We start from the raw sequence: 19,379 nt of genomic DNA on the forward strand, positions 1-19,379 counted from the left end.
GATTAATTGTCAACAATTAATCATTATCGCGCTTAAGGGCGTTGATCCGGTAGCTTGGGCCATGTCAGCGGCGCGAGCCACCGCACGATTTGAAGGCCTTGCTTAGGTCCGGTTGGTTTCGGTGATGTAGTATCGGGCCGGTCTCAATCGTCCTACGGCGGATATTCGAAAAGCGTGAAAGATCGACATGAAACTTCTGTTCAGCCGCAACCCCAATCCTCGCCTCGCAGTCGCGACGGCGCGCTATCTCAAGGCGGAGGTCGCGTACGAATTCGCGTCGCCCATGGCGCCGGGTCAGGCCGAGCGCTATCGCGCGCTGAACCCCAATTTGACGTTACCTATCCTGGTAGGCTCGGGATGGAGCCTGTGGGAAGCCGACGCCGTTGCCTGCCGGTTATCGCGCGACGTGCGTTCCGATTTCTGGCGCAGCGGTGACGACGAACCAGAGATGATCCGCTGGCTGAGCTGGGGCAAGGAGAATTTTGCCCGCGGCTGCGACATGGTGCATTTCGAGCGCGGCACCAAGCAGCGTTGGGGGCTGGGGCCGATCGACAAGGCCCTGGTCGAGGAGGGGCTTAGAGTATTCCACACATCGGCCGCCATCCTCGATGTGGTGCTTTCGGAAAGGGAGTGGCTGGTTGGCAATTCCGTCTCCTATGCCGACTTTCGCATGGCGACGTTTCTCGCGTTCAACGATGCCGCCAGGTTGCCGCTCGAGGACTACCCATCCGTGAGCCGCTGGTACGGCCGGCTCGAGGCGATCGATGCATGGCGCGACCCGTTCCAGGGGCTGGAGGCGCCGCCGCTGCCGCAGGTCAACAGCGAAGCCCTTCCGGATTGAGCGTCGATCTGAACGGGTTCTTTTGAAGGATGGCCGCTACGGGGATCCGCCGATCCATAGCGGAAAATGGCCGATAACCGCGCCAGCCTGGGCGATGGGACGCGGACCGGAACTCCGCATCCACTGAACCAACCAACGGCGAAAGGACGCAAACTCAATCCCTCCACCAAGCTCGTTTTGAAATCTTCTCGCTCATTTAATTCTATAAAATCGGTAGTCTTAATGAAGAAGTACCCGCGAGGAGAGCCTGAAAATGACGAAGAAGCTGGTGGTGGGGATATCCGGCAACCTGACCCGCCCGTCGAAGACCAAGGCGTTCATCAGCCACATTGCCGGCGAGGTCGCCGGCCGGATCGGCGCGACCGCGGCGGTCTTCGACATCGAGGACCTTGGTCCATCGTTTCCGCCGGCACGGCGGCTTGGTGATCTCGACCCGACCGCCCGCGGCGTTATCGAACAGCTGGTCAACGCCGATGTGCTGGTGGCGGGATCGCCGACTTTCAAAGGCAGTTATACCGGCCTTTTCAAGCACCTGTTCGATCTGCTTGATCCGTCCTCCCTGCGTGGAAAACCGGTCGTTCTGGCGGCGACCGGCGGCGTCGAGCGTCATTCGCTGATCGTCGAGCACCAGCTGCGGCCGCTGTTCGGCTTCTTTGAAGCGCTGACCATGCCGACCGCGATCTACGCCTCCGACAAGGATTTTGCCGACGGCGTGCTGGTGTCGGAAGCGATCCATGCCCGCGCCCGTCAGGCCGTCGCCGAGGCTGTCAACGTCGCCGGCGCCAGCCGCAGCGTCGGCCTCGCCGCCTGACTCCGAAGCAATCGCATCGAACCGAAGGATCAGCCATGACCAGCCCCAGCAAGTCCAGACAGATCAAGCTCGGCGCCTTTCTGCCCGGCGGCGGCCAGCATGTCGCGGCCTGGCGCCATCCGGACTCACCGGCCGACGGCGCGACCAATTTCGAGTTTCATAAAAAGCTGGCGCTGACCGCCGAGCGCGGTTTGTTCGACGCCTATTTCCTCGCCGACAATCTAACGGTGGGCCTCGGCGCCCGTGAGGGCGGCAATGCCAAGATCGCCGGGTTCGAGCCGGTGACACTGTTCGCGGCGCTGGCGCCGTTCACCACCCATATCGGCTTCATCGCGACTGCTTCGACGACCTATGAGGAGCCTTACACGGTCGCCCGCAAATTCGCTTCGCTCGACCTTTTGTCGAACGGCCGGGCCGGCTGGAACGTCGTGACTTCGGCGGGCGACGACACGGCGCGCAACTTCAATCGCGACGTCCAGCCCAACCACGCCGAGCGCTACGCGCGGGCGCATGAGCATGTCGAGACGGTCAAGGCGCTGTGGGACAGCTGGGAAGACGATGCCTTCATCCGCGACAAGAAGACCGGTCGCTTCTACGACAAGGACAGGCTGCACGACATCAACCACAAGGGCGAGCATTTCAGCGTCAAGGGGCCGCTCAACGTGCCGCGTCCGGTGCAAGGGCATCCGGTGGTGGTGCAGGCGGGGCAATCCGAGGACGGGCGCGGGCTTGCGGCGGCCTCGGCCGAAGTGATCTTCACCGCGCACCAGAATCTCGCATCGGCGCAGGAATTCTACCGCGACATCAAGGCGCGCGTGGCGGCGGCCGGCCGCGATCCGGCGCAGGTGCTGATCATGCCGGGCGTGGCGCCCTTCGTCGGCCGCACGGAAGAGGAAGCCCGCGCCAAATACCGGCAACTGAACGACCTGATCCTGCCGGAAGACGGCGTGGCGCTGCTCAACGCGCTTGCCGGCCAGACGCTCGACCTCAGGGACTACCCGCTCGACGGCCCGTTGCCGCCGAGCAGGGAGACCGAAGGCATGAAGAGCCGGCAGGCGCTGATCCGCCAGATCGCCGACGAGCACAATTTTACGATCCGCCAGCTCTATCAATGGGTCGCGACCGCGCGCGGCCATTACACGGTGATCGGCAGCGCCACGCAGGTCGCCGACCAGCTGGAGGAATGGTTCACCAGCGAAGCCGCCGACGGCTTCAACATCCTGCCGCCGTGGCTGCCCGGCGCGCTCGACGATTTCGTCGACCTGGTGATCCCCGAACTGCAGCGCCGCGGCCTGTTCCGCACCGCCTATGAAGGCAGGACGCTGCGCGAAAACCTCGGCCTCAGGCGGCCGGAGAACCCGTGGACGGCCGCGCGCGCGACCGTGCTCGCCGCCGAGTGATCCCCTGAAGCGAGAGGCAAAACGATGACTTTGCAGCACATCGAACGTCCAATCGGTATCCGCAGACGTGACGGCGGCAATGGCTTCGGGACGGAGGCCTTGCGGCTGGCCGGCCGGACTTCGGCGCGGATTCTGTCACGCTATGGCGTGCTGCTCGGCTTCCTGGCGCTTTGGCAGGTTGCGGCAAGCAGCGGCTGGGTCAACGCGGCGGTGCTGCCGCCGATCGACACGATTGTCGCAGCACTGTGGAAGGGGCTGGCCGGCGGCAGCCTGCTTGGCGATATCGCCATCAGCCTGCAGCGCGCCGGTCTCGCTTTCGCGGCGGCGGTCGTCGTCGCTATCCCACTCGGCCTCGTGATGGGCCAGGTGCGGGCCGTGGAAACCGCGCTCGATCCGATCCTGCAGCTGTTCCGCCAAACCTCGGCGCTGGCGCTCTATCCGGTGTTCATCCTGCTTTTGGGGTTGGGCGAGGCCTCCAAGGTTTTCGTCATCTTCTGGGCGACGCTGTTCCCGCTGCTTCTCAACACGATCAGTGGCGTCAAGGAGGTCGACCCGAAGCTGCTCGAAATGGCGCGCGTCTATGGCGCCCGGCGGCTCACCATTTTCCGCCGTGTGGTGCTGCCTGGAGCCGTGCCCTCGATCTTCGTCGGCTTGAGGTTAGGGGCCACTACTGCGCTGCTGCTGCTGATCGCCTCGGAGATGATCGGCGCCAACAAGGGCATCGGCTTCCAGGTGATGAATGCGCAGTACAACTTCCAGATCCCGCTGATGTTCGCGGCGATCGTCATCCTTGCCGCGCTCGGCCTGATCGCCAACCAGGCGCTGGTCAGCCTGCAGCGGCGGCTCTGCCGCTGGAGCAGCACCGTCGGCTAAGCAGCCAATCTTTCACGTCTCATCCCTGAAACCATGAAAGGCCGGACCATGACCATCACACGCCGTTCGCTTCTCCTGCGTGCTCCGCTTGCCGCCGGCATCCTTGCCGTAGGCCTGCCTTCGATCGCACGCTCGCAAGCGGCTTCCGTCAAAATCCGCTATCTCGCCAGTCGCGGCAGCATCTCCCCGCATGAGCTCGCCGCCGAGCTCGGCTATTTCAAAGGCCTTGGCATCGAGCTCGAAAATGTCGGCTATTCCAGTGGTGGCCCGGAATCGTTGTTCGCGCTTGCTTCCGGCAGTGTCGATTTGGGTTCGGCCGCAACGCCAGCCGTGATCAACTCGATCGCCGGCGGCAACGATTTCGTCGCCGCTTACCCGAGCAACGGCATCAACAAGGACGTCAAGAGCGTCTTCTATGTTCTGGAAGACAGCCCGATCAAATCGATCGCCGACATTGCCGGCAAGACGATCTCGGTCAACACGCTGGGCGCCCATCTCGACTATACGGTGCGCGAGGCGCTGCACGGCATCGGCCTGCCGCCGGACGCGGCCAAGCTGGTCGTGGTGCCCGGGCCGCAGCTTGAGCAGACGCTGCGCTCGCATCAGGTCGATGTCGCCGGCCTCGGCTACTGGCAGGCGACCTTCGCCGGCCAGCTGGTCAGCAATGGCGGCGTGCGCGGCGTCTTCAACGACACCGATGTGCTCGGCGAGATCGCCGGCGGTTTCATCGTGCTGCGGCGCGATTTCATCGCCGCCAATCCCGACGCCGCCCGCAACTTCGTCGAGCAGTCCGCGCGTGCCGCCGACTGGTCGCGGCAAAATCCCGACGATGCGCGCAAGCTGCTCGCCGACGTCCTCAACAAACGCGGCGAAAATGGCGATCTGGCACGTTACTGGACCGGCTTCGGCCTGCGCGAAAAGGCGGCGGTGACCGACCGCGACGTCGACTTCTGGGTGAACATTCTCGAGCGGGACGGCCGTCTGCCGAAGGGCAAGCTCAAGGCAGCCGACATCCTCTACCGCCCGGGCGAAACCAAAACCAACTGAGCACGGAGACCCACGCCATGGCTACCGTACGCGGCGGCGAGGTCACGATACGCGACCTGTCGAAATCCTTCAGCCTCGGCGGGCGCCAGCTTGCGGTGCTGCGCTCGCTCAACCTCGACATTCGCTCCGGCGAATGCCTGGTCATCGTCGGCGCCAGCGGCTCCGGCAAAACAACGCTGCTGCGCATCCTGGCCGGGCTGGAGCGGGCCGATGGCGGCGCCGTTGCGATCGACGGCAGCGAGATCGAGGGCGTCGGCGCGGAGCGGGCGGTGATCTTCCAGGAGCCGCGGCTGCTGCCCTGGTTGACCGTGCTCGGCAATGTCGCCTTCGGCCTGGAAGTGCGCGGCGTGCCCAAGGCGCACGCTGAAAAGCGGGCGCGCTTCTACATCGCGCTGGTCGGCCTGGCCGAGTTCGCCGATGCCTATCCGAGGCAGCTTTCCGGTGGCATGGCGCAGCGTGTCGGTATCGCGCGGGCGCTGACGGTGCAGCCCGAAATCCTGCTGCTCGACGAGCCGCTCGGTGCTCTCGACGCCATGACCAAGATCTCAATGCAGGAAGAACTGGCGCGTATCTGGAGCGAGGAGAACGTCACCATGGTGGTGGTCACCCACGACCTGGAGGAGGCGATCTATCTCGCCGACCGGGTGCTGATCCTGCCCAAGGAGAAGGGCGGCGCGGCAAGGCTGATCGACGTCGACCTGCCGCGCCCGCGCGACCGCAGCGAAAGCCGCTTCGTGCGCTACCGCGAGGAGTTGCTGCGCGAATTCGGCCTCCACTAAGGTGTGCTGATCCACCTTAGGCGGCGTCGACCACCTGGTCGCCGCTGAGCGCATCGCGCAATTTTTGGATTTGCCGATTCAGGGCATCGAGTTCAGCCAGCTTCATGCCTGAGCGCTCGATCAGCGTCTCGTTCAGGCAATTGCACTGGACGAGCAGGGCTCGTCCGCTGGGGGTCAGGTCGACCTGCACCTGGCGCTCGTCAGTCTGGCTGCGCCGGCGGGTGACGAGGCCAGCCTGTTCCATTCGCTTCACCAGCGGCGTGATCGTGCTCGATTCCAGGGCGAGCCGGTGCGCGATGCTGCCCACCGACATGCCATCTGCCTCTCCCAGCGCATTGAGCACGAGATATTGCGGATAGGTGATCCCCATCTCGTCCAGCATTGGCTTGTAGGTACGGTTGATCGCCATGCTGGTGGCATAGAGCGTGAAGCAGAGCTGATTGTCCAACGAGAGAGGCACGGCGCATTCCTTTGCCGACTGAGCATCATTGTGTACCACGAAAAATGATATCGCGATACATATTTCTTATGGACAAGGGCGTGGCGCTTCGCTAAGAATGTAGTTATCGCGATATTGTTTATCGTGGTATTAACCGAAGGAGATTGAGATGACCTCGCAGACCAAGTCGGGCTCGGGCAGCGGCACGATCACCACCAAGGACGGAACGCAGATCTTCTACAAGGACTGGGGGACCGGTCAACCGATCGTCTTCCATCACGGCTGGCCGCTGAGCAGCGACGACTGGGATGCCCAGATGCTGTTCTTCCTCTCCAAGGGCTACCGCGTCATCGCGCATGACCGCCGCGGCCACGGCCGTTCCAGCCAGACGGACACCGGCAACGAGATGGACACCTACGCCGCCGATGTGGCGGCCCTTGTTTCGCATCTGGACCTCAAGGATGCCATCCATGTCGGCCATTCGACCGGTGGCGGTGAAGTGGCGCGCTACGTCGCGCAATACGGTTCCGGCGGGCGCGTCGCCAAGGCGGTGCTGATCGGCGCGGTGCCGCCGATCATGCTCAAGACCGCGGCCAATCCCGGCGGCCTGCCGATCGAGGTGTTCGACGGCTTCCGCTCGGCGCTGACGGCCAACCGCGCCCAGTTCTTCCGCGACGTTCCGGCCGGTCCGTTCTACGGCTTCAATCGGCCGGGCGCGACCGTGTCGGAAGGCGTCGTCGACAATTGGTGGCGTCAGGGCATGATGGGCGGCGCCAAGGCGCATTACGACTGCATCAAGGCCTTCTCGGAAACCGACTTCACCGAGGACCTGAAGAAGATCGACGTGCCGGTGCTGGTCATGCATGGCGACGACGACCAGATCGTTCCGATCGCGGATTCGGCGCTGCTTTCGATCAAGCTGCTCAAGAAGGGTGAGCTCAAGGTCTACAAGGGCTTGCCGCACGGCATGGCCACGACCCATGCGGACTTGATCAACGCCGACCTCCTGGCTTTCTTCAAGGCCTGAGTTCGCAGCGCCGAAAACAGAAAAGCACCCGCCATCAGGCGGGTGCTTTGATCTTTGGGGCTCGTTCGAAGTGGCCGGTTCAGGCCTTCCGAGCTTCCTTCATGTTCGGCAGGAACACCGTCAGCAGGCCGAGGAAGGGCAGGTACGAGCAGATCTGGTAGACGAAGTCGATGCCCTTCATGTCGGCGATGACGCCGAGCACCGCGGCGGCGATGCCGCCCATGCCGAAAGCGAAGCCGAAGAAGATGCCGGCGATCATGCCGACGCGGCCGGGGACCAGTTCCTGCGCGAAAACGACGATGTTGGAGAAGGCCGACGACAGGATGAGGCCGATCAGCACGGTGAGCACCATCGTCCATTCCAGATTGGCGTAGGGGAGCGCCAGCGTGAACGGCAGCACGCCGACGATCGAGAACCAGATCATCGCCTTCTGTCCGTAGCGGTCGCCGAACGGGCCGCCGAGCAGGATGCCGAGCGCCGAGGCGCCGAGGAACAGGAACAGCATCACTTGGCTCATCTGCACCGAAACGCCGAACTTATGGATGGCGTAGAAGGTGTAGTAGCTGGAGAGCGAGGCGATATAGGCGTTCTTGGTCAGCACCAGCAGCGTCAGCACCGCCAACGCCCACATGACCCTCTTGCGCGGGAAGGGGGAGACGTGGGCCGCCTGCTTGCGGGTGGCCATCGAGGCGCGCAGCCGGCTGTACCAGCCGCCGACCTGCCACAGAACGACGATGCCGATCAGCGAGCCGACGGCGAACCAGGAAATGCTGGTCTGGCCGAACGGCACGACGATGAAGGCGGCGAGCAGCGGGCCCATCGCCTGGCCGAAATTGCCGCCGACCTGGAACAGCGACTGGGCCAGGCCGAAGCGGCCGCCGGAGGCGAAGCGGGCGATGCGCGAGGACTCCGGATGGAAGATCGCCGAGCCGATGCCGATCAGCGAGGCGCCGATCAGGAGCAGCAAGTAATGGCCGGCATGAGCGAGCACCACCAGCCCGACCAGCGACGAGGCCATGCCCCAAGGCAAGGAATAGGGCATCGGCCGCTTGTCGGTGACCATGCCGATCACCGGCTGCAGCAGCGAGGCCGTCACCTGGAAGGTGAAGGTCAAAAGGCCGATCTGCCAGAAATCGAGACCGTAATTGTCCTTGAGCAGCGGATAGATAGCCGAAAGCAGCGACTGCATGATGTCGTTGACGCAGTGGCAGAAGCTCACCGCAAGAATGACGGTGAAGGCCGTCGCTTGCGCCGAGGGGTGGCTGGCCGGCGCTGGACTAGCGACGGCGGTGGCAGTCGTATCGGTCAAGGCAAATGCTCCGTGGTCTTTTTGGCGGCGAACCGCAGGCAGCCTTATAGAATGCTTGTCAGGCGACTTCTTTCGTGGTTTGGTCCAATAGTTTCGCAAGTGGGCCACATCCGATGCCGCATGGCCGGGAAATCTTCAGGGGCGATGCCGCCGAGCTTGGCCGGCTGCACGAAAGCCGCTGGCAGTGGCTGGAAGAGGCGGTCGGGCCGGCGGTCGCGCTGCCGACCGAATATCCGGACGGCTATCGTGTGCCCCAGCATCGCCACAACCGCAGCCAGCTGCTGCATGCGCTGGTCGGCGTCGTGCTGGTGACGACCAAGCACGGACGCTGGATGGTGCCGCCGGACCATGCGATGTGGATACCGGCCGGTATCGAGCACTCCGTCGAGATGCTGGGCGATGTCTCGATGCGCTCGGTCTATGTCGTGCCGGATGCCATTGCCGGACTGCCGGAGGGCTTGCGCGTCGTCGGCATCACCGAACTGATGCATAGCCTGATCGTCGAATCGGAGAAGCTGCCGCAGGGCGGCGAGCTCGAAGGGCGCGCGGGGCTGATCATGGGGCTCTTGCTGCACGAGATCCCGAACCTGCCGGAACGGCCGCTCGGCCTGCCTTTCCCATCGGACCCGAAGCTTGCGGCGCTCTGCCGGCGCTTCGTGGCCGCGCCTTCGCCGCATGCGACGATCGATGAATGGGCGGATGCAGCAGGCATGAGCCGGCGCTCGTTCACCCGCGCCTTCCACCGCCAGACCGGGCTGTCGCTGTCGACCTGGCGCCAGCAGGCCTGCCTGTTCGCGGCGCTGCCCAGGCTTGCCGACGGCGAGCCGATCACCAGAGTGGCGCTCGATCTCGGCTATGACAGCGTGCCGGCCTTCATCACCATGTTCAAGCGCATGCTTGGGACATCGCCGCGCGGCTATATGCGCGGAGCGAGGGAGGCGGGCGAGGGGATGAAGCGGCTGACCGGTTCGACGCAGGCCAGCAGCGCCGCGGCTTAATCGAAAAGGCTCGAGACCGATTCCTCGGTAGCGGTGCGCGAGATCGCCTCGCCCATCAGGTCGGCGATCGAGATGACGCGGATGTTGGGCGCATCGAGCACGGCCTGGCTCGGCTGGATGGAATCGGTGATCACCAGCTCCTGCAGTTTCGAACCGGCGATGCGGGCAACGGCGCCGCCCGAGAGCACGCCGTGGGTGATGTAAGCTGTGACGCTGGTCGCGCCATTGGCAAGCAGCGCCTCCGCCGCGTTGCAGAGCGTGCCGCCGGAATCGACGATGTCGTCGATCAAGAGGCAGTCCTTGCCGGCGACGGCGCCGATGATGTTCATGACTTCGGATTCGCCGGGGCGCTCGCGGCGCTTGTCGACGATGGCGAGCTGCGCATCGAAGCGTTTTGCCAGCGCGCGCGCCCGCACCACGCCGCCGATGTCGGGCGACACGACGACGACATTGCCGAGCTGCTTGTATTTCGCCTTCACGTCGCGGGCCATCACCGGCACCGAGAACAGATTGTCGGTCGGGATGTCGAAGAAGCCCTGGATCTGGCCGGCATGCAGGTCGAGCGTCAACACACGGTCGGCGCCGGCGCGGGTGATCATGTTGGCGACGAGCTTGGCCGAGATCGGCGTGCGGCCGGAGGCGCGGCGATCCTGCCTGGCGTAGCCGAAATAGGGAATGACCGCCGTGATGCGCCTGGCCGAGGAGCGCATGAAGGCGTCCATCATGATGAGCAGTTCCATCAGATGGTCGTTGGTCGGATAGGACGTCGACTGCAGGATGAAGACATCCTCGCCGCGCACGTTTTCCTGGATCTCGACGAAGATCTCCTGATCGGCGAAGCGCCTGACGCTGGCCTTACCCAGCGGGATGTTCAGATAGCGAGCGACCGCTTCGGCCAGCACCCTGTTGGAATTGCCCGCGAAAAGCTTCATGCACCGTTCCTGGCGAAGGATAGAGACACCGGACAGACTCTCATGAGCCTTTTATGCGGGCTTTTAGCGGCCCGCGCCGGTATTGCAAGCCTCGTGATCGGGAATCCTTCGACAAGGCGCAACAAAGGCCGTCGGCATCGCAAGCCGGCAACACAACAGGTCGCCCTAGCCGGCGCCACCGCTGCCGAGCCAGGCGGTGAACTGGTCGATGGTCTGATCGGCGATCGCCTGCATGGTCGCCGGCGCCACCGCCGGCCAGCCCTCGCTGCTGCCGGCGGAAGGCGCCTTCTGCTGGCCGTTGATGCGATGCAGGCGGTTGCCCGACGGGTCGTAGACGTCCCAGACATAGATGACGGTGGTGTCCTTGCCTTCGGTCATCGTCGAAAAATAGCCCTTCAGCACGTGCGTTGCCGTCTGGTCGGTGCTGCCGACAAGCGTGACGCCGCGCTGCCGGGCGCGCGCCTGCAGTTCCGCCGTCAGCGGTGCTGCGGCCTCCACGGAGGCGCCGACGATCGGCGCCACCTGCAGCCGGGTCTTGGCGATAGCGGCGGTCTGAGCCGGCGTGGCGGGCGTCGAAGGTGCCGGTGCGGGGGCTGGCGATGTCGTCGTCGGAGATGTGGTGGTGGCCGATGTGCCCTGGGCGGCCGGTGAGGGCTGCGCCGAGCCCGCCGGCGGAGTGATCGCGGAGGGCTCCAGCACGTCCTTCGCATTGGTGCAAGCGGTGAGCGCCAGCGCCGCGAGCAATGACACGGTCGTCACCTGCGATCGTCTCATTTGCCCGAAACTCCCTGGTGGCGAACGCCCCCGCGTGAACCAACCATTATGGATTCACTGCACGATCAAGTCGAGATCATGGCGGGAGAGCGGCTTCGGCGCCGATTCCGTGGTGAGGTAGGTACGGCCAAGCGTCATCGCCGTCTCGGTCTCCGAGTCCATGATGATCATATGCGCGAACAGCGTCATGTTGGGCGCGATCGGCTCCGGATTGCCCTGGTAGAACATCGGCATGTCCATCCAGGACGGCGTGAAGCGGGCGCCGAGCGAATAGCCGCAGGCGTTCAGCCGGTGCTTGGTGAGATTATGCGCTTCGAGCGTGCGGGCATGTGCGTCGAAGACGTCGCCGAAGGTGTTACCCGGCGTCATCGCCTTCTCGACGGCAAGCAGCGCGGCGCGTGAAGCATCGAACAGTTCCTGGTGGCGCTTCGATACCTTGCCGGTCAAAACCGTGCGCATCATCGCTGCGTGATAGTGATGGAAGACGCCCGCCCATTCGAGCGTCAGCTGGTCGTTCTTGGTGAGCTTGCGGCGCCCGGCCTTGTAGCGGCAGAGCAGGGCGTCGGCGCCGGAGCCGATGATGAATTCGTTGGCGGGATAGTCGCCGCCGCCGGCGAAAATCGCTCCCTGCATGGCGGCAAGGATGAGGGCCTCGTCGCCGCCTTGCTTGATCAGCGGCAGCGCCGCGTCGAGCGCATCGTCGGCGAGGTTGGCGGCCTTTTCAGCCTTGGCGATCTCGGCTGGGCTCTTGAAGAGGCGCAGCCGGCCGACGATGCCGGAGGCATCGGCGATCTGGCCGAAGGTCTGTAACTGCTCATCCACGCGGCGGCCATTATAGGCGGTCAGCCCATGGGTGTCGTATTCGACGCCGATGCGAGCGCCGAGCAGATCGAGGTCGTTGAGCAGGTTGCGCAGGTCGATCGCGGGATTGGCGCCATCGCGATCGGTCCACAGCTCGATGTTGTCGATGGTCGAGGTGTGGCGCGCTTGCCTCAGATCGGCTGAGCGGGTGAGCAGCACCATCGAGCCGTCGGCCTTCACCACCAGGCACTGGAAGAAGCAGAATCCGAATGTGTCGTAGCCGGTCAGCCAGTACATGCTCTCCTGCGCGAACAGGAGCACGGCGTCGAGCTTCTTCTCGGCCATCTCGATCAGCAGCCGGTCACGCCGAGCGTCGAATTCCGAACGTTCGAAATGCAGCGCCATTATTCTTTCTCCAGAACGATTGCCGAAACCTGGCGCCCGTAATCCGCTTCCTTGCGGTGGGTGGTGCGCCGATAGGAATAGAAAAGATCTTCTTCCGCGTAAGTGCAGCGGCCGAGGCCCTCGGCGGTCACGCCGGCGCTTCGCAACCGGTCGACCGTATATTGGTTGAGGTCGAACATCGAGTGGCCGGGAGTGGCGGACGGCGTGAAATAGCGTTGATTGCCGGCATCGGCTTCGACGAATCGGGCGACGAATTCGGGCCCGACCTCGTAATTGTCGGGACCGATGGAAGGGCCGAGCACGGCGACGATGCGATCGCGGCGGGCGCCGAGACCTTCCATCGCGGCAACAGTGTTTTCGAGCACGCCGGTGAAAGCGCCTTTCCAGCCGGCATGGGCCGCGCCGATGACACGGGCCTCGGCGTCGGCGAACAGGACCGGCCCGCAATCTGCCGTCGAGGCGCCGACAGCAATGCCTGGCCGGTCGGTGACGACGGCGTCGGCCTTCGGGCGAGGGCCCGCGAAAGGCTCCCTGGCGATGACGACGTCGGGGGAATGGACCTGGTGCGCGGTGAGGAGATGATCCGCCGGCACGCCCATCCAGTCGGCGACGCGCCGACGGTTCTCGGCCACCAGCGTTTGATCGTCACTGGAGCCGGTGCCGATGTTGAGGCCCTGGTAGATGCCGCTGGAGACGCCGCCGATGCGGGTGAAGTAACCGTGACGGATGCCTTGCGCCTTCTCCAGAAGGGGCGAGCGTACTGGATCGGGTCTGGTCTGATTCAGCATGGATGGGTTTGTTGTCTGCGCGGGCGATTTCGTCAAGGTGAAGTTCGGGCAAAGGGGTGAAGTTCGGGCGAGTGGGAGAAGTCCGGCAAATTGGCCGGACTAGCTTGCACGGGTTGCCTGCCAATGTCAGCCGGTTTTCGCCGCGGGCAGGATCTTCATCACCTTGAACAGCTCGCCCATCGCATCGGGGCCGGCAAGGCGTTCGACCGCGTCGGAAATCACCTGACGCTCGCCGTCATCGGCCTTGGCACCCAGTGCTCCGGCGCGCTCGAGCAGCCCCATGCCGAGCAGAAATTCGCCCTGCGTGGTCAGTTCCACGTCGAGGCCGTGCGCGCGGGCGCCTGCGGCCAGGGCCGCGAAGTCCACATGAGCGGTGAGGTCTGCCTCGCCGGGATTGGCCAGCACGTCTTCGTGATCGTGCCTGCGCACGGCCTGAAATGTGTCGCCGAGGCCGGGCACAAGATGGCCGTAGTCGATGAACAGGCCAGCGCCGCCATGGCCGGCGACGCGCTCGGCAATCGCCGACATCAGTGCCGCGCGGGCCGGCGCCACTTCGGCGATCGCGCCTTGCGGCGCCTCTGCCGTGCCAGTCGGCAGCAACGCCGGGTCGACGGAACCGGCGCCGGCGAAGAAATGGAGATTGTCGGCATCGTCGAGGCCGACCATGCGCTCGCGCCAACCGGCGCCGACATAGACGAACTGGCGGATCGGCACCGCGTCGAACAGCTCGTTGCCGACGATGAAGAGCGGCTGTTGCGGTAGCGTGTCTATACTCTCGTGCCAACTCACGGTTGCGCTTTGGCCGGCAAGCGTCTCTTTCTGGACTTCGACCAGGCGTGAACTGGTCTCGATCATGGCAAAGGACGCGCCGGCGGCAAGCGCGGGGTCGAGCCGCGACCAGGTGCGCAGCATGTCCTTCATCAGCGTGCCGCGGCCGGGGCCTATTTCGGCGAAGGTGGCGGGGAGCGGCCGGCCGGCGCGCTGCCAGGCCTGGTAAAGCCAGACGGCGACAAGCTCGCCGAACATCTGGCTGATCTCCGGCGCGGTGACGAAGTCGCCGGCAGCGCCGAAGGGCTCGCGCGTCGTATAGTAGCCGTGCTCCGGATCGAACAGACAGAGCGCCATATACTCGCTGACCGGGATCGGCCCCACGGCGCCGATCAGGTCGACGATGCGCTCCTTCAGCTCGGTCATGCCGGTTGGTGCTGCGTCAGCGGCTTTGCGGTGACCATGGCCCAGATGCCGGCGAGCACCATCGGTGTGGAAAGGATCATGCCCATGGTCAGCCAGTTGGTGCCGAGCAGATAGCCGAGCTGCTGGTCGGGCTCGCGGAAGAACTCGACGAAGATGCGCGACAGGCCATAGCCGCAGATGAAGGCGCCGCCGACGAAGCGCGGTGTCCCGAGTTTCAGCCGCGAGTGGGTGAGGAAGCGCAGCACCAGGAACAGCACGAGGCCTTCGAGCAGCGCCTCATAGAGCTGGCTGGGGTGCCGGGTGAACGGGCCGCCATTGGGGAACTCGATCGCCCAGGGCACGTCCGAAGGCCTGCCCCAGAGTTCCGAATTGATGAAGTTGGCGACGCGCACCAGCCCGAGGCCGACCGGCACGCCGGCCGCGACCACGTCGAACAGCGTCCAGGTGTGGATGCTGCGCTTGAGAGAGAAGAGCGTCATGGCAAGGATGACGCCGAGCAGCCCGCCATGAAACGACATGCCGCCCTGCCAGACTGCAAAAATGTCGAGCGGATGCGCGATGTAACGCGGCAGGTCGTAGAACAGCACGTAGCCGGTGCGCCCGCCGAGCACCACGCCGATCGCCGCCCAGACGATGAAATCGTCGAGGTCCTCGGGCTTCATCGGCAGCTTGCCGTCCGGCCACAGGCGGGTATTGGTGACGAGCCGCTTGGCGTACCACCAGGCAAAGAGGATGCCGACGATATAGCCGACGCCATACCAATGCACCGCCAGCGGTCCGATATGGACTATGACCGGATCGATGTTGGGGAAGGGCAGGGAGGCCAGCGGCAGCAGGAAATATTCGCTCAAACTGGGTCTCCCGGGTTGCGCTCGTCTATCGGGCGCGGACCATGCGGCAGGGTTTTGGCGGGGTCAAGGCAAGGCTTCGCTTGCATTCCGCGTCGCGCGCCACTACGTCAAAATCAGCAAGCGAGGATATGCCATGTCGAACGGACCGAACCGCATTCTCGATGAGTTCGCCAAGCTGATGACGGACGCAGCGGGAGCCGCCCAGGGCGTTCGGCGTGAGATGGAGACAGCCTTTCGCAGCCAGGCCGAGCGCCTGCTCAATTCCATGGATGTGGTGCAGCGCGAGGAGTTCGAGGCCGCGCGCGAGATGGCGGTCAAGGCCAGGGAAGACAACATCCAGCTTGCGTCGCGCGTCGAAGCGCTCGAGGCGAAGCTCGCCGAATTGACCGGGCAGGCCGCACCGGCGGCTGCGGCGAAGCCCAGATCAAAAAAATAATCGTAAACTTTTCCACAAAGCGCGATCCGAAAAAATCGCTTTGCCGTGAATCGCTTACCGGCATTGCATGAATCTTTTTGACAGCGCCTTTCCACATGCGAATGACGCAGTGCGAAAAATTGGGCTGTTCACGCGACTCCCGATCAATAGACTGAATTTGTTGCATGATTCGAAGCAGGGATCATGCGCCGGGCGGTGGGGTCCGGTTGGGGTCTTTGCGTTTGGAAAGCCCTGGCCGTCCGAGTTCTAGACAAGATTGTTCGTCGTGTGTGCCCCGCGGAGCGTGAGGCGCTCCCCTGAACACAGGAAGCATTCATGGAACTCCTCGAACTCGAATTCTCCCGCGAAATCCACCCCGTGGATGTCATCGAGCAGGTGGCCCACAACAACGACTGGTCCTTCGAGCGCGCCGGCGACGACGAGATTTCGATTTCAGTGGCCGGCAGTTGGACCGACTATCACGTCTCCTTCTCCTGGATGGAGGATTTCGAGGCGCTGCATCTGGCCTGCGCCTTCGACATCAAGGTGCCGGAGACGCGCGCGCTCGAAGTGATGCGGCTGTTGTCGCTGATCAACGAGCAGATGCTGTTCGGCCATTTCGATCTGTGGGAGCAGGAGGGCGCGATCATGTTCCGGCAGTCGCTGCTGCTTGCCGGCGGAGTCGAGCCTTCGAGCCAGCAGGTCGAGGTGCTGCTGTCCTCGGCGTTAGAGGCCTGCGAATGCTATTTCCAGGCTTTCCAGTTCGTCGTCTGGTCGGGTACATCGGCCAAGGACGCGCTGTCCAGCGTGCTCTTTGAGACCCACGGAAACGCCTGAACCAAGCCGACACCGCCGATGAGTTCCAGCAGCGAGCGCAAGCCCGAGATCAGCTTTGCCGATTTCGATCGTGTCGACATCCGCGCCGGCACGATCATCGAGGCTGAGCCGTTTCCGGAGGCGCGCAAGCCGGCGTTCAAGCTGAAGATCGATTTCGGCCCGGCGATCGGGGTGAAGAAGTCATCGGCGCAGATCACCAAATACTACGCGCCGGAGACACTGGTCGGCCGGCAGGTCTTCGCGGTGGTGAATTTCCCGCCGCGCCAGATCGGCCCGTTCATGTCGGAAGTGCTGACGTTGGGCTTTCCCGATGAGGAAGGCGCCGTGGTGCTTGGCGCCATCGAGCGCAAGGTGCCGAACGGCGGGCGGTTGTTCTAGGCTGCGTTGATATTCAGGTGATGCCGGCCTGCAAGCGATGGTTTCCTGCGCTTCCGGTGCTCACGTACTTTAAGTACGCTCCGCTCCGGTTCTCGGAAACCACCGTTCTCGGCTCGGCCTGACCTGAATCTCAACACACCCTAAAGCGCGTCCGCTTATTGCGCCGCAGCAGTCCGGATTGATGCGATAGCTGGTGGCCGAAACGCGCCGAGAATGGTTCCGACCGTTGCGGCTGAGAGTATGAGATGGAGGACGTCGAACGGCCAGGCGAGTCCGAAATGCATAAGCATAAGGGTCAAGAAGGAAGGCGGCGCGTCCGCGGGAAATAGGAGCAAGCCTGCGGCCAGGGCCAGCCCATATTTGAGCGTGGCAACGGTTGCGAAAACGATGAACATTATGGCGACGAGACGCAGATGATTGCCGTCGAGCGCACGCCAGCACCCGATTGGATCAAACGATCCCGTCCAGAGAAAATCGCCGACAAAGAGATACGTCCAGACAAGTACGAAACCACCCGCCAACAGGTTGAAGACTCCCATCGCCGACACCCAAGGCGCGACGTCCTCAGGGTTGAGCGGTAGGTCACGTGTGGCCATCAGGCCGGCAACAACCAGTCTGTGTTCGCTGGCGACCGCAAAGCCGCAAAGAAGCTGGATGGCCGCGAGAAGCAACGCAGCCAAAAGAATCCGCCGGCCGAGCTCAAAGCGTATTCCCGGGATAGCGAAGCGTTTGACACTTTCAATGCCGCGCCGAACAACGACACGGCCGGGATCGGGCGCGTTTGCCATGCGGTCCAGAACGAACGCAAAGACCATCGCCGAGAACGGCGCGGCAACAATCGCGGAAAGCCAAGTCCTGGGGTCGAAGCCCCGCGATAGAAGCCAGGCGGGCGCCTGCCCCGGATCGGCAAAAAGAATAAGAGCAAGCGCCGTCAGACAGAGCGTCGTCAGAAAGCAGGGAAACCAGGCGGCCACGAAGAGTGGCCAGGCATTCGCGCGGCAATAGCCGAACACTTTCGCAACGGTCTTGCCGATGCGCAGGATGCGACGCTTCCGCGATACGGCAGGCAACTCGTCCAGCGTTGACATCGGCGTCAATCCCGCAGCGAACTACACACGCAGAATAATGCACCGCAAGGAACTGTCGCACAAGCTCTCGCAAGGAGCGTGCTCACGGAGATTAAAGCGCCGGCGCACGATCTCCCAATGCCTCTAAGCAACTTCACGCGCAAGACTTGTCCAAATGGATGGACCTGAATTCCACTACATCCTACGCGCCGACTCTATCAAGCTGCGAGCTTGCGCGGCATCCCCAATGCTTCCTCGACCACGTCGAGGAACATTTCGGCGCAGGCCTTCCAGCTGTAGCGCATGGCGCGCTGGCGTGCTTCGCTGCGGTCGACGTGAAGCGCGGCAAGTGCGGCCTCGCGCAGATCCTCGGATACGGCCCCGCCGACGCCGTCGCCGACGATGTCGATCGGCCCCGTCACCGGATAGGCGGCCACCGGCGTACCGCTGGCCAAAGCTTCGATGATGACGTTGCCGAAGGTGTCGGTGCGGCTCGGAAAGACGAAGACGTCGGCCGATGCATAGATCTCCGCGAGTTCGTCGTTCGGGCGATGGCCGAGGAAATGCGCGTTCGGATAGCGGGCCTTGAGCTTTGCCAGTTCCGGCCCTTCGCCGACGATCACCTTGCTGCCGGGAAGGTCGAGGTCGAGGAAGGCGGTCAGGTTCTTTTCGATCGCGACGCGGCCGACGCAAAGGAAGACGGGGCGAGGAAAGCTCGTGTCCTTGCGCTTGTCCGGCCGGAAATGATCGATGTCGACGCCGCGCGTCCAGGGCCGCAGCTTGTTGAAGCCGCGCGAAGCAAGATCGTCCGCCAGCGACTGCGTGGCGACAAGCGTGCCCTGCCCGGAATTGTGGAAGTCGCGCAGCCAGTTGTAGGCCCAGCTCTCCGGCACCGGGAGGCGGGCGCTGAGATATTCGGGAAAGCGCGTGTGGTAGCTGGTGGTGAAGGGGCGGCCAGCTCTGCGGCAATAGCGGCGCGCCATGACGCCGAGCGGTCCTTCGGTGACGATGTGGATATGGTCGGCCTTGCGGTCCTCGATCAGGCGCGTGACGTGGCCGGGGGTTGTCAATGCGAGCCGAATGTCCGGATAGGTCGGCAGCGGCAAGGTGCGGAAGATGTTCGGCGTCAGGAAATCGACCTGCACGTCGAAGGATTTCAGCGTTTCGGTAAGCCGCTCCAGCGTGTGGACCACGCCGTTGACCTGCGGCCGCCATGCATCGGTGACCATCAGGATGCGCATGACGATCCCTTGGAGAGGTTCTCGAGCGCGCCGGCGCGGTGGCGGAACGGCAACCGGGCGGCAGCTCGCGCTTCGCTCCAGCGCACCCTTCCAGGCACGACCGGATCGAAGCGGGGCGGCAGGCTCGAATCGATAAAGGTCGCGCGCTTCATGGGCGCTCTTGACCATGATT

General features: G+C 64.0%; 22 protein-coding genes. 11 read left to right on the forward strand and 11 right to left on the reverse strand.

The annotated features are described in order from the left end of the window. Window positions 1-187 precede the first annotated feature (187 nt). The 6 genes from AC4FWB_RS20590 (at window position 188) to AC4FWB_RS20615 (ending at window position 5,751) form a co-directional block, all read left to right on the forward strand. Entirely contained in the window at window positions 188-841 is a 654-nt protein-coding gene (locus AC4FWB_RS20590) for a glutathione S-transferase family protein (protein WP_491028093.1), read from the forward strand. Between the two features lie 253 nt (window positions 842-1,094). After that, window positions 1,095-1,652: an FMN reductase gene (msuE, locus tag AC4FWB_RS20595; protein ID WP_491028094.1), complete on the forward strand. Its 558-nt coding sequence runs from the start codon at window positions 1,095-1,097 to the stop codon at window positions 1,650-1,652. A 35-nt stretch (window positions 1,653-1,687) separates the two neighbouring features. Continuing rightward, the gene (locus AC4FWB_RS20600; protein ID WP_491028095.1) at window positions 1,688-3,052 is read left to right on the forward strand and encodes an LLM class flavin-dependent oxidoreductase; all 1,365 of its coding nucleotides are present in this window, start codon (window positions 1,688-1,690) and stop codon (window positions 3,050-3,052) included. 24 nt (window positions 3,053-3,076) lie between these two features. Beyond that, window positions 3,077-3,925: an ABC transporter permease gene (locus AC4FWB_RS20605; RefSeq protein WP_491028096.1), complete on the forward strand. Its 849-nt coding sequence runs from the start codon at window positions 3,077-3,079 to the stop codon at window positions 3,923-3,925. A gap of 48 nt (window positions 3,926-3,973) precedes the next feature. Beyond that, window positions 3,974-4,972, forward strand: a complete 999-nt coding sequence (locus AC4FWB_RS20610; RefSeq protein WP_491028097.1) for an ABC transporter substrate-binding protein — start codon at window positions 3,974-3,976, stop codon at window positions 4,970-4,972. Between the two features lie 17 nt (window positions 4,973-4,989). Continuing rightward, window positions 4,990-5,751 (forward strand): ABC transporter ATP-binding protein, encoded by a 762-nt coding sequence (locus AC4FWB_RS20615; RefSeq protein WP_491028098.1) that lies wholly within the window; start codon window positions 4,990-4,992, stop codon window positions 5,749-5,751. 16 nt (window positions 5,752-5,767) lie between these two features. On the opposite strand, the gene AC4FWB_RS20620 is transcribed toward AC4FWB_RS20615, so the two are convergent. Continuing rightward, entirely contained in the window at window positions 5,768-6,211 is a 444-nt protein-coding gene (locus AC4FWB_RS20620) for a MarR family winged helix-turn-helix transcriptional regulator (RefSeq protein WP_491028099.1), read from the reverse strand. A gap of 148 nt (window positions 6,212-6,359) precedes the next feature. On the opposite strand from AC4FWB_RS20620, the gene AC4FWB_RS20625 reads away from it, so the two are divergent. Next, window positions 6,360-7,217: an alpha/beta fold hydrolase gene (locus tag AC4FWB_RS20625; RefSeq protein ID WP_491028100.1), complete on the forward strand. Its 858-nt coding sequence runs from the start codon at window positions 6,360-6,362 to the stop codon at window positions 7,215-7,217. 79 nt (window positions 7,218-7,296) lie between these two features. Here AC4FWB_RS20625 and AC4FWB_RS20630 read toward each other — a convergent pair whose 3' ends face one another. After that, window positions 7,297-8,526 carry an MFS transporter gene (locus AC4FWB_RS20630; protein WP_491028101.1) on the reverse strand — a complete coding sequence of 410 codons (1,230 nt, stop codon included), beginning with the start codon at window positions 8,524-8,526 and terminating at the stop codon, window positions 7,297-7,299. A gap of 113 nt (window positions 8,527-8,639) precedes the next feature. On the opposite strand from AC4FWB_RS20630, the gene AC4FWB_RS20635 reads away from it, so the two are divergent. Next, the gene (locus tag AC4FWB_RS20635) at window positions 8,640-9,524 is read left to right on the forward strand and encodes an AraC family transcriptional regulator (protein ID WP_491028102.1); all 885 of its coding nucleotides are present in this window, start codon (window positions 8,640-8,642) and stop codon (window positions 9,522-9,524) included. On the opposite strand, the gene AC4FWB_RS20640 is transcribed toward AC4FWB_RS20635, so the two are convergent. The 6 genes from AC4FWB_RS20640 to lgt all read right to left on the reverse strand — a co-directional run bounded on the left by AC4FWB_RS20640 (window position 9,521) and on the right by lgt (window position 15,269). Next, entirely contained in the window at window positions 9,521-10,456 is a 936-nt protein-coding gene (locus AC4FWB_RS20640) for a ribose-phosphate pyrophosphokinase (protein WP_059188918.1), read from the reverse strand. The genes AC4FWB_RS20635 and AC4FWB_RS20640 overlap by 4 nt on opposite strands. A 165-nt stretch (window positions 10,457-10,621) precedes the next feature. Continuing rightward, a complete protein-coding gene (locus tag AC4FWB_RS20645; RefSeq protein WP_491028103.1) occupies window positions 10,622-11,230 on the reverse strand; it encodes a hypothetical protein in 609 nt (202 codons plus the stop codon). Between the two features lie 54 nt (window positions 11,231-11,284). After that, window positions 11,285-12,436, reverse strand: a complete 1,152-nt coding sequence (locus AC4FWB_RS20650) for a M24 family metallopeptidase (RefSeq protein WP_491028104.1) — start codon at window positions 12,434-12,436, stop codon at window positions 11,285-11,287. Continuing rightward, entirely contained in the window at window positions 12,436-13,224 is a 789-nt protein-coding gene (gene pgeF / locus AC4FWB_RS20655) for a peptidoglycan editing factor PgeF (RefSeq protein WP_491028105.1), read from the reverse strand. The genes AC4FWB_RS20650 and pgeF overlap by 1 nt, the downstream gene beginning before the upstream one ends. A gap of 126 nt (window positions 13,225-13,350) precedes the next feature. Further along, the gene (locus AC4FWB_RS20660) at window positions 13,351-14,418 is read right to left on the reverse strand and encodes a class I SAM-dependent methyltransferase (RefSeq protein WP_491028106.1); all 1,068 of its coding nucleotides are present in this window, start codon (window positions 14,416-14,418) and stop codon (window positions 13,351-13,353) included. Then, entirely contained in the window at window positions 14,415-15,269 is an 855-nt protein-coding gene (lgt, locus tag AC4FWB_RS20665; RefSeq protein ID WP_491028107.1) for a prolipoprotein diacylglyceryl transferase, read from the reverse strand. The genes AC4FWB_RS20660 and lgt overlap by 4 nt, the downstream gene beginning before the upstream one ends. Before the next feature lie 133 nt (window positions 15,270-15,402). On the opposite strand from lgt, the gene AC4FWB_RS20670 reads away from it, so the two are divergent. The 3 genes from AC4FWB_RS20670 to AC4FWB_RS20680 all read left to right on the forward strand — a co-directional run bounded on the left by AC4FWB_RS20670 (window position 15,403) and on the right by AC4FWB_RS20680 (window position 16,899). Continuing rightward, window positions 15,403-15,705 (forward strand): accessory factor UbiK family protein, encoded by a 303-nt coding sequence (locus AC4FWB_RS20670; RefSeq protein ID WP_491028108.1) that lies wholly within the window; start codon window positions 15,403-15,405, stop codon window positions 15,703-15,705. Window positions 15,706-16,020: 315 nt separating this feature from the next. Beyond that, entirely contained in the window at window positions 16,021-16,521 is a 501-nt protein-coding gene (locus tag AC4FWB_RS20675) for a type III secretion system chaperone family protein (protein WP_040989643.1), read from the forward strand. A gap of 18 nt (window positions 16,522-16,539) precedes the next feature. Continuing rightward, the gene (locus AC4FWB_RS20680) at window positions 16,540-16,899 is read left to right on the forward strand and encodes a tRNA-binding protein (RefSeq protein WP_491028109.1); all 360 of its coding nucleotides are present in this window, start codon (window positions 16,540-16,542) and stop codon (window positions 16,897-16,899) included. 155 nt (window positions 16,900-17,054) lie between these two features. Here AC4FWB_RS20680 and AC4FWB_RS20685 read toward each other — a convergent pair whose 3' ends face one another. The 3 genes from AC4FWB_RS20685 to AC4FWB_RS20695 all read right to left on the reverse strand — a co-directional run bounded on the left by AC4FWB_RS20685 (window position 17,055) and on the right by AC4FWB_RS20695 (window position 19,359). Beyond that, window positions 17,055-17,987: a hypothetical protein gene (locus tag AC4FWB_RS20685; RefSeq protein ID WP_491028110.1), complete on the reverse strand. Its 933-nt coding sequence runs from the start codon at window positions 17,985-17,987 to the stop codon at window positions 17,055-17,057. 197 nt (window positions 17,988-18,184) lie between these two features. Then, window positions 18,185-19,207, reverse strand: a complete 1,023-nt coding sequence (locus AC4FWB_RS20690; protein WP_491028111.1) for a glycosyltransferase family 4 protein — start codon at window positions 19,205-19,207, stop codon at window positions 18,185-18,187. Then, window positions 19,195-19,359, reverse strand: a complete 165-nt coding sequence (locus AC4FWB_RS20695; RefSeq protein WP_491028112.1) for a hypothetical protein — start codon at window positions 19,357-19,359, stop codon at window positions 19,195-19,197. Before AC4FWB_RS20695 ends, AC4FWB_RS20690 begins: the two co-directional genes overlap by 13 nt. Window positions 19,360-19,379 lie beyond the last annotated feature (20 nt).

The sequence above is a fragment of the Mesorhizobium sp. LEGMi-168a genome (assembly GCF_058312955.1).

What these genes read in the sequence shown, in the direction of transcription:
- AC4FWB_RS20590 (WP_491028093.1), top strand. Translation starts at nt 188, where the DNA reads ATGAAACTTCTGTTCAGCCGCAACCCCAATCCTCGCCTCGCAGTCGCG.
- msuE (WP_491028094.1), top strand. Translation starts at nt 1,095, where the DNA reads ATGACGAAGAAGCTGGTGGTGGGGATATCCGGCAACCTGACCCGCCCG.
- AC4FWB_RS20600 (WP_491028095.1), top strand. Translation starts at nt 1,688, where the DNA reads ATGACCAGCCCCAGCAAGTCCAGACAGATCAAGCTCGGCGCCTTTCTG.
- AC4FWB_RS20605 (WP_491028096.1), top strand. Translation starts at nt 3,077, where the DNA reads ATGACTTTGCAGCACATCGAACGTCCAATCGGTATCCGCAGACGTGAC.
- AC4FWB_RS20610 (WP_491028097.1), top strand. Translation starts at nt 3,974, where the DNA reads ATGACCATCACACGCCGTTCGCTTCTCCTGCGTGCTCCGCTTGCCGCC.
- AC4FWB_RS20615 (WP_491028098.1), top strand. Translation starts at nt 4,990, where the DNA reads ATGGCTACCGTACGCGGCGGCGAGGTCACGATACGCGACCTGTCGAAA.
- AC4FWB_RS20625 (WP_491028100.1), top strand. Translation starts at nt 6,360, where the DNA reads ATGACCTCGCAGACCAAGTCGGGCTCGGGCAGCGGCACGATCACCACC.
- AC4FWB_RS20635 (WP_491028102.1), top strand. Translation starts at nt 8,640, where the DNA reads ATGCCGCATGGCCGGGAAATCTTCAGGGGCGATGCCGCCGAGCTTGGC.
- AC4FWB_RS20640 (WP_059188918.1), bottom strand. Translation starts at nt 10,456, where the DNA reads ATGAAGCTTTTCGCGGGCAATTCCAACAGGGTGCTGGCCGAAGCGGTC.
- AC4FWB_RS20645 (WP_491028103.1), bottom strand. Translation starts at nt 11,230, where the DNA reads ATGAGACGATCGCAGGTGACGACCGTGTCATTGCTCGCGGCGCTGGCG.
- AC4FWB_RS20650 (WP_491028104.1), bottom strand. Translation starts at nt 12,436, where the DNA reads ATGGCGCTGCATTTCGAACGTTCGGAATTCGACGCTCGGCGTGACCGG.
- pgeF (WP_491028105.1), bottom strand. Translation starts at nt 13,224, where the DNA reads ATGCTGAATCAGACCAGACCCGATCCAGTACGCTCGCCCCTTCTGGAG.
- AC4FWB_RS20660 (WP_491028106.1), bottom strand. Translation starts at nt 14,418, where the DNA reads ATGACCGAGCTGAAGGAGCGCATCGTCGACCTGATCGGCGCCGTGGGG.
- AC4FWB_RS20670 (WP_491028108.1), top strand. Translation starts at nt 15,403, where the DNA reads ATGTCGAACGGACCGAACCGCATTCTCGATGAGTTCGCCAAGCTGATG.
- AC4FWB_RS20675 (WP_040989643.1), top strand. Translation starts at nt 16,021, where the DNA reads ATGGAACTCCTCGAACTCGAATTCTCCCGCGAAATCCACCCCGTGGAT.
- AC4FWB_RS20680 (WP_491028109.1), top strand. Translation starts at nt 16,540, where the DNA reads ATGAGTTCCAGCAGCGAGCGCAAGCCCGAGATCAGCTTTGCCGATTTC.
- AC4FWB_RS20685 (WP_491028110.1), bottom strand. Translation starts at nt 17,987, where the DNA reads ATGTCAACGCTGGACGAGTTGCCTGCCGTATCGCGGAAGCGTCGCATC.
- AC4FWB_RS20690 (WP_491028111.1), bottom strand. Translation starts at nt 19,207, where the DNA reads ATGCGCATCCTGATGGTCACCGATGCATGGCGGCCGCAGGTCAACGGC.
- AC4FWB_RS20695 (WP_491028112.1), bottom strand. Translation starts at nt 19,359, where the DNA reads ATGAAGCGCGCGACCTTTATCGATTCGAGCCTGCCGCCCCGCTTCGAT.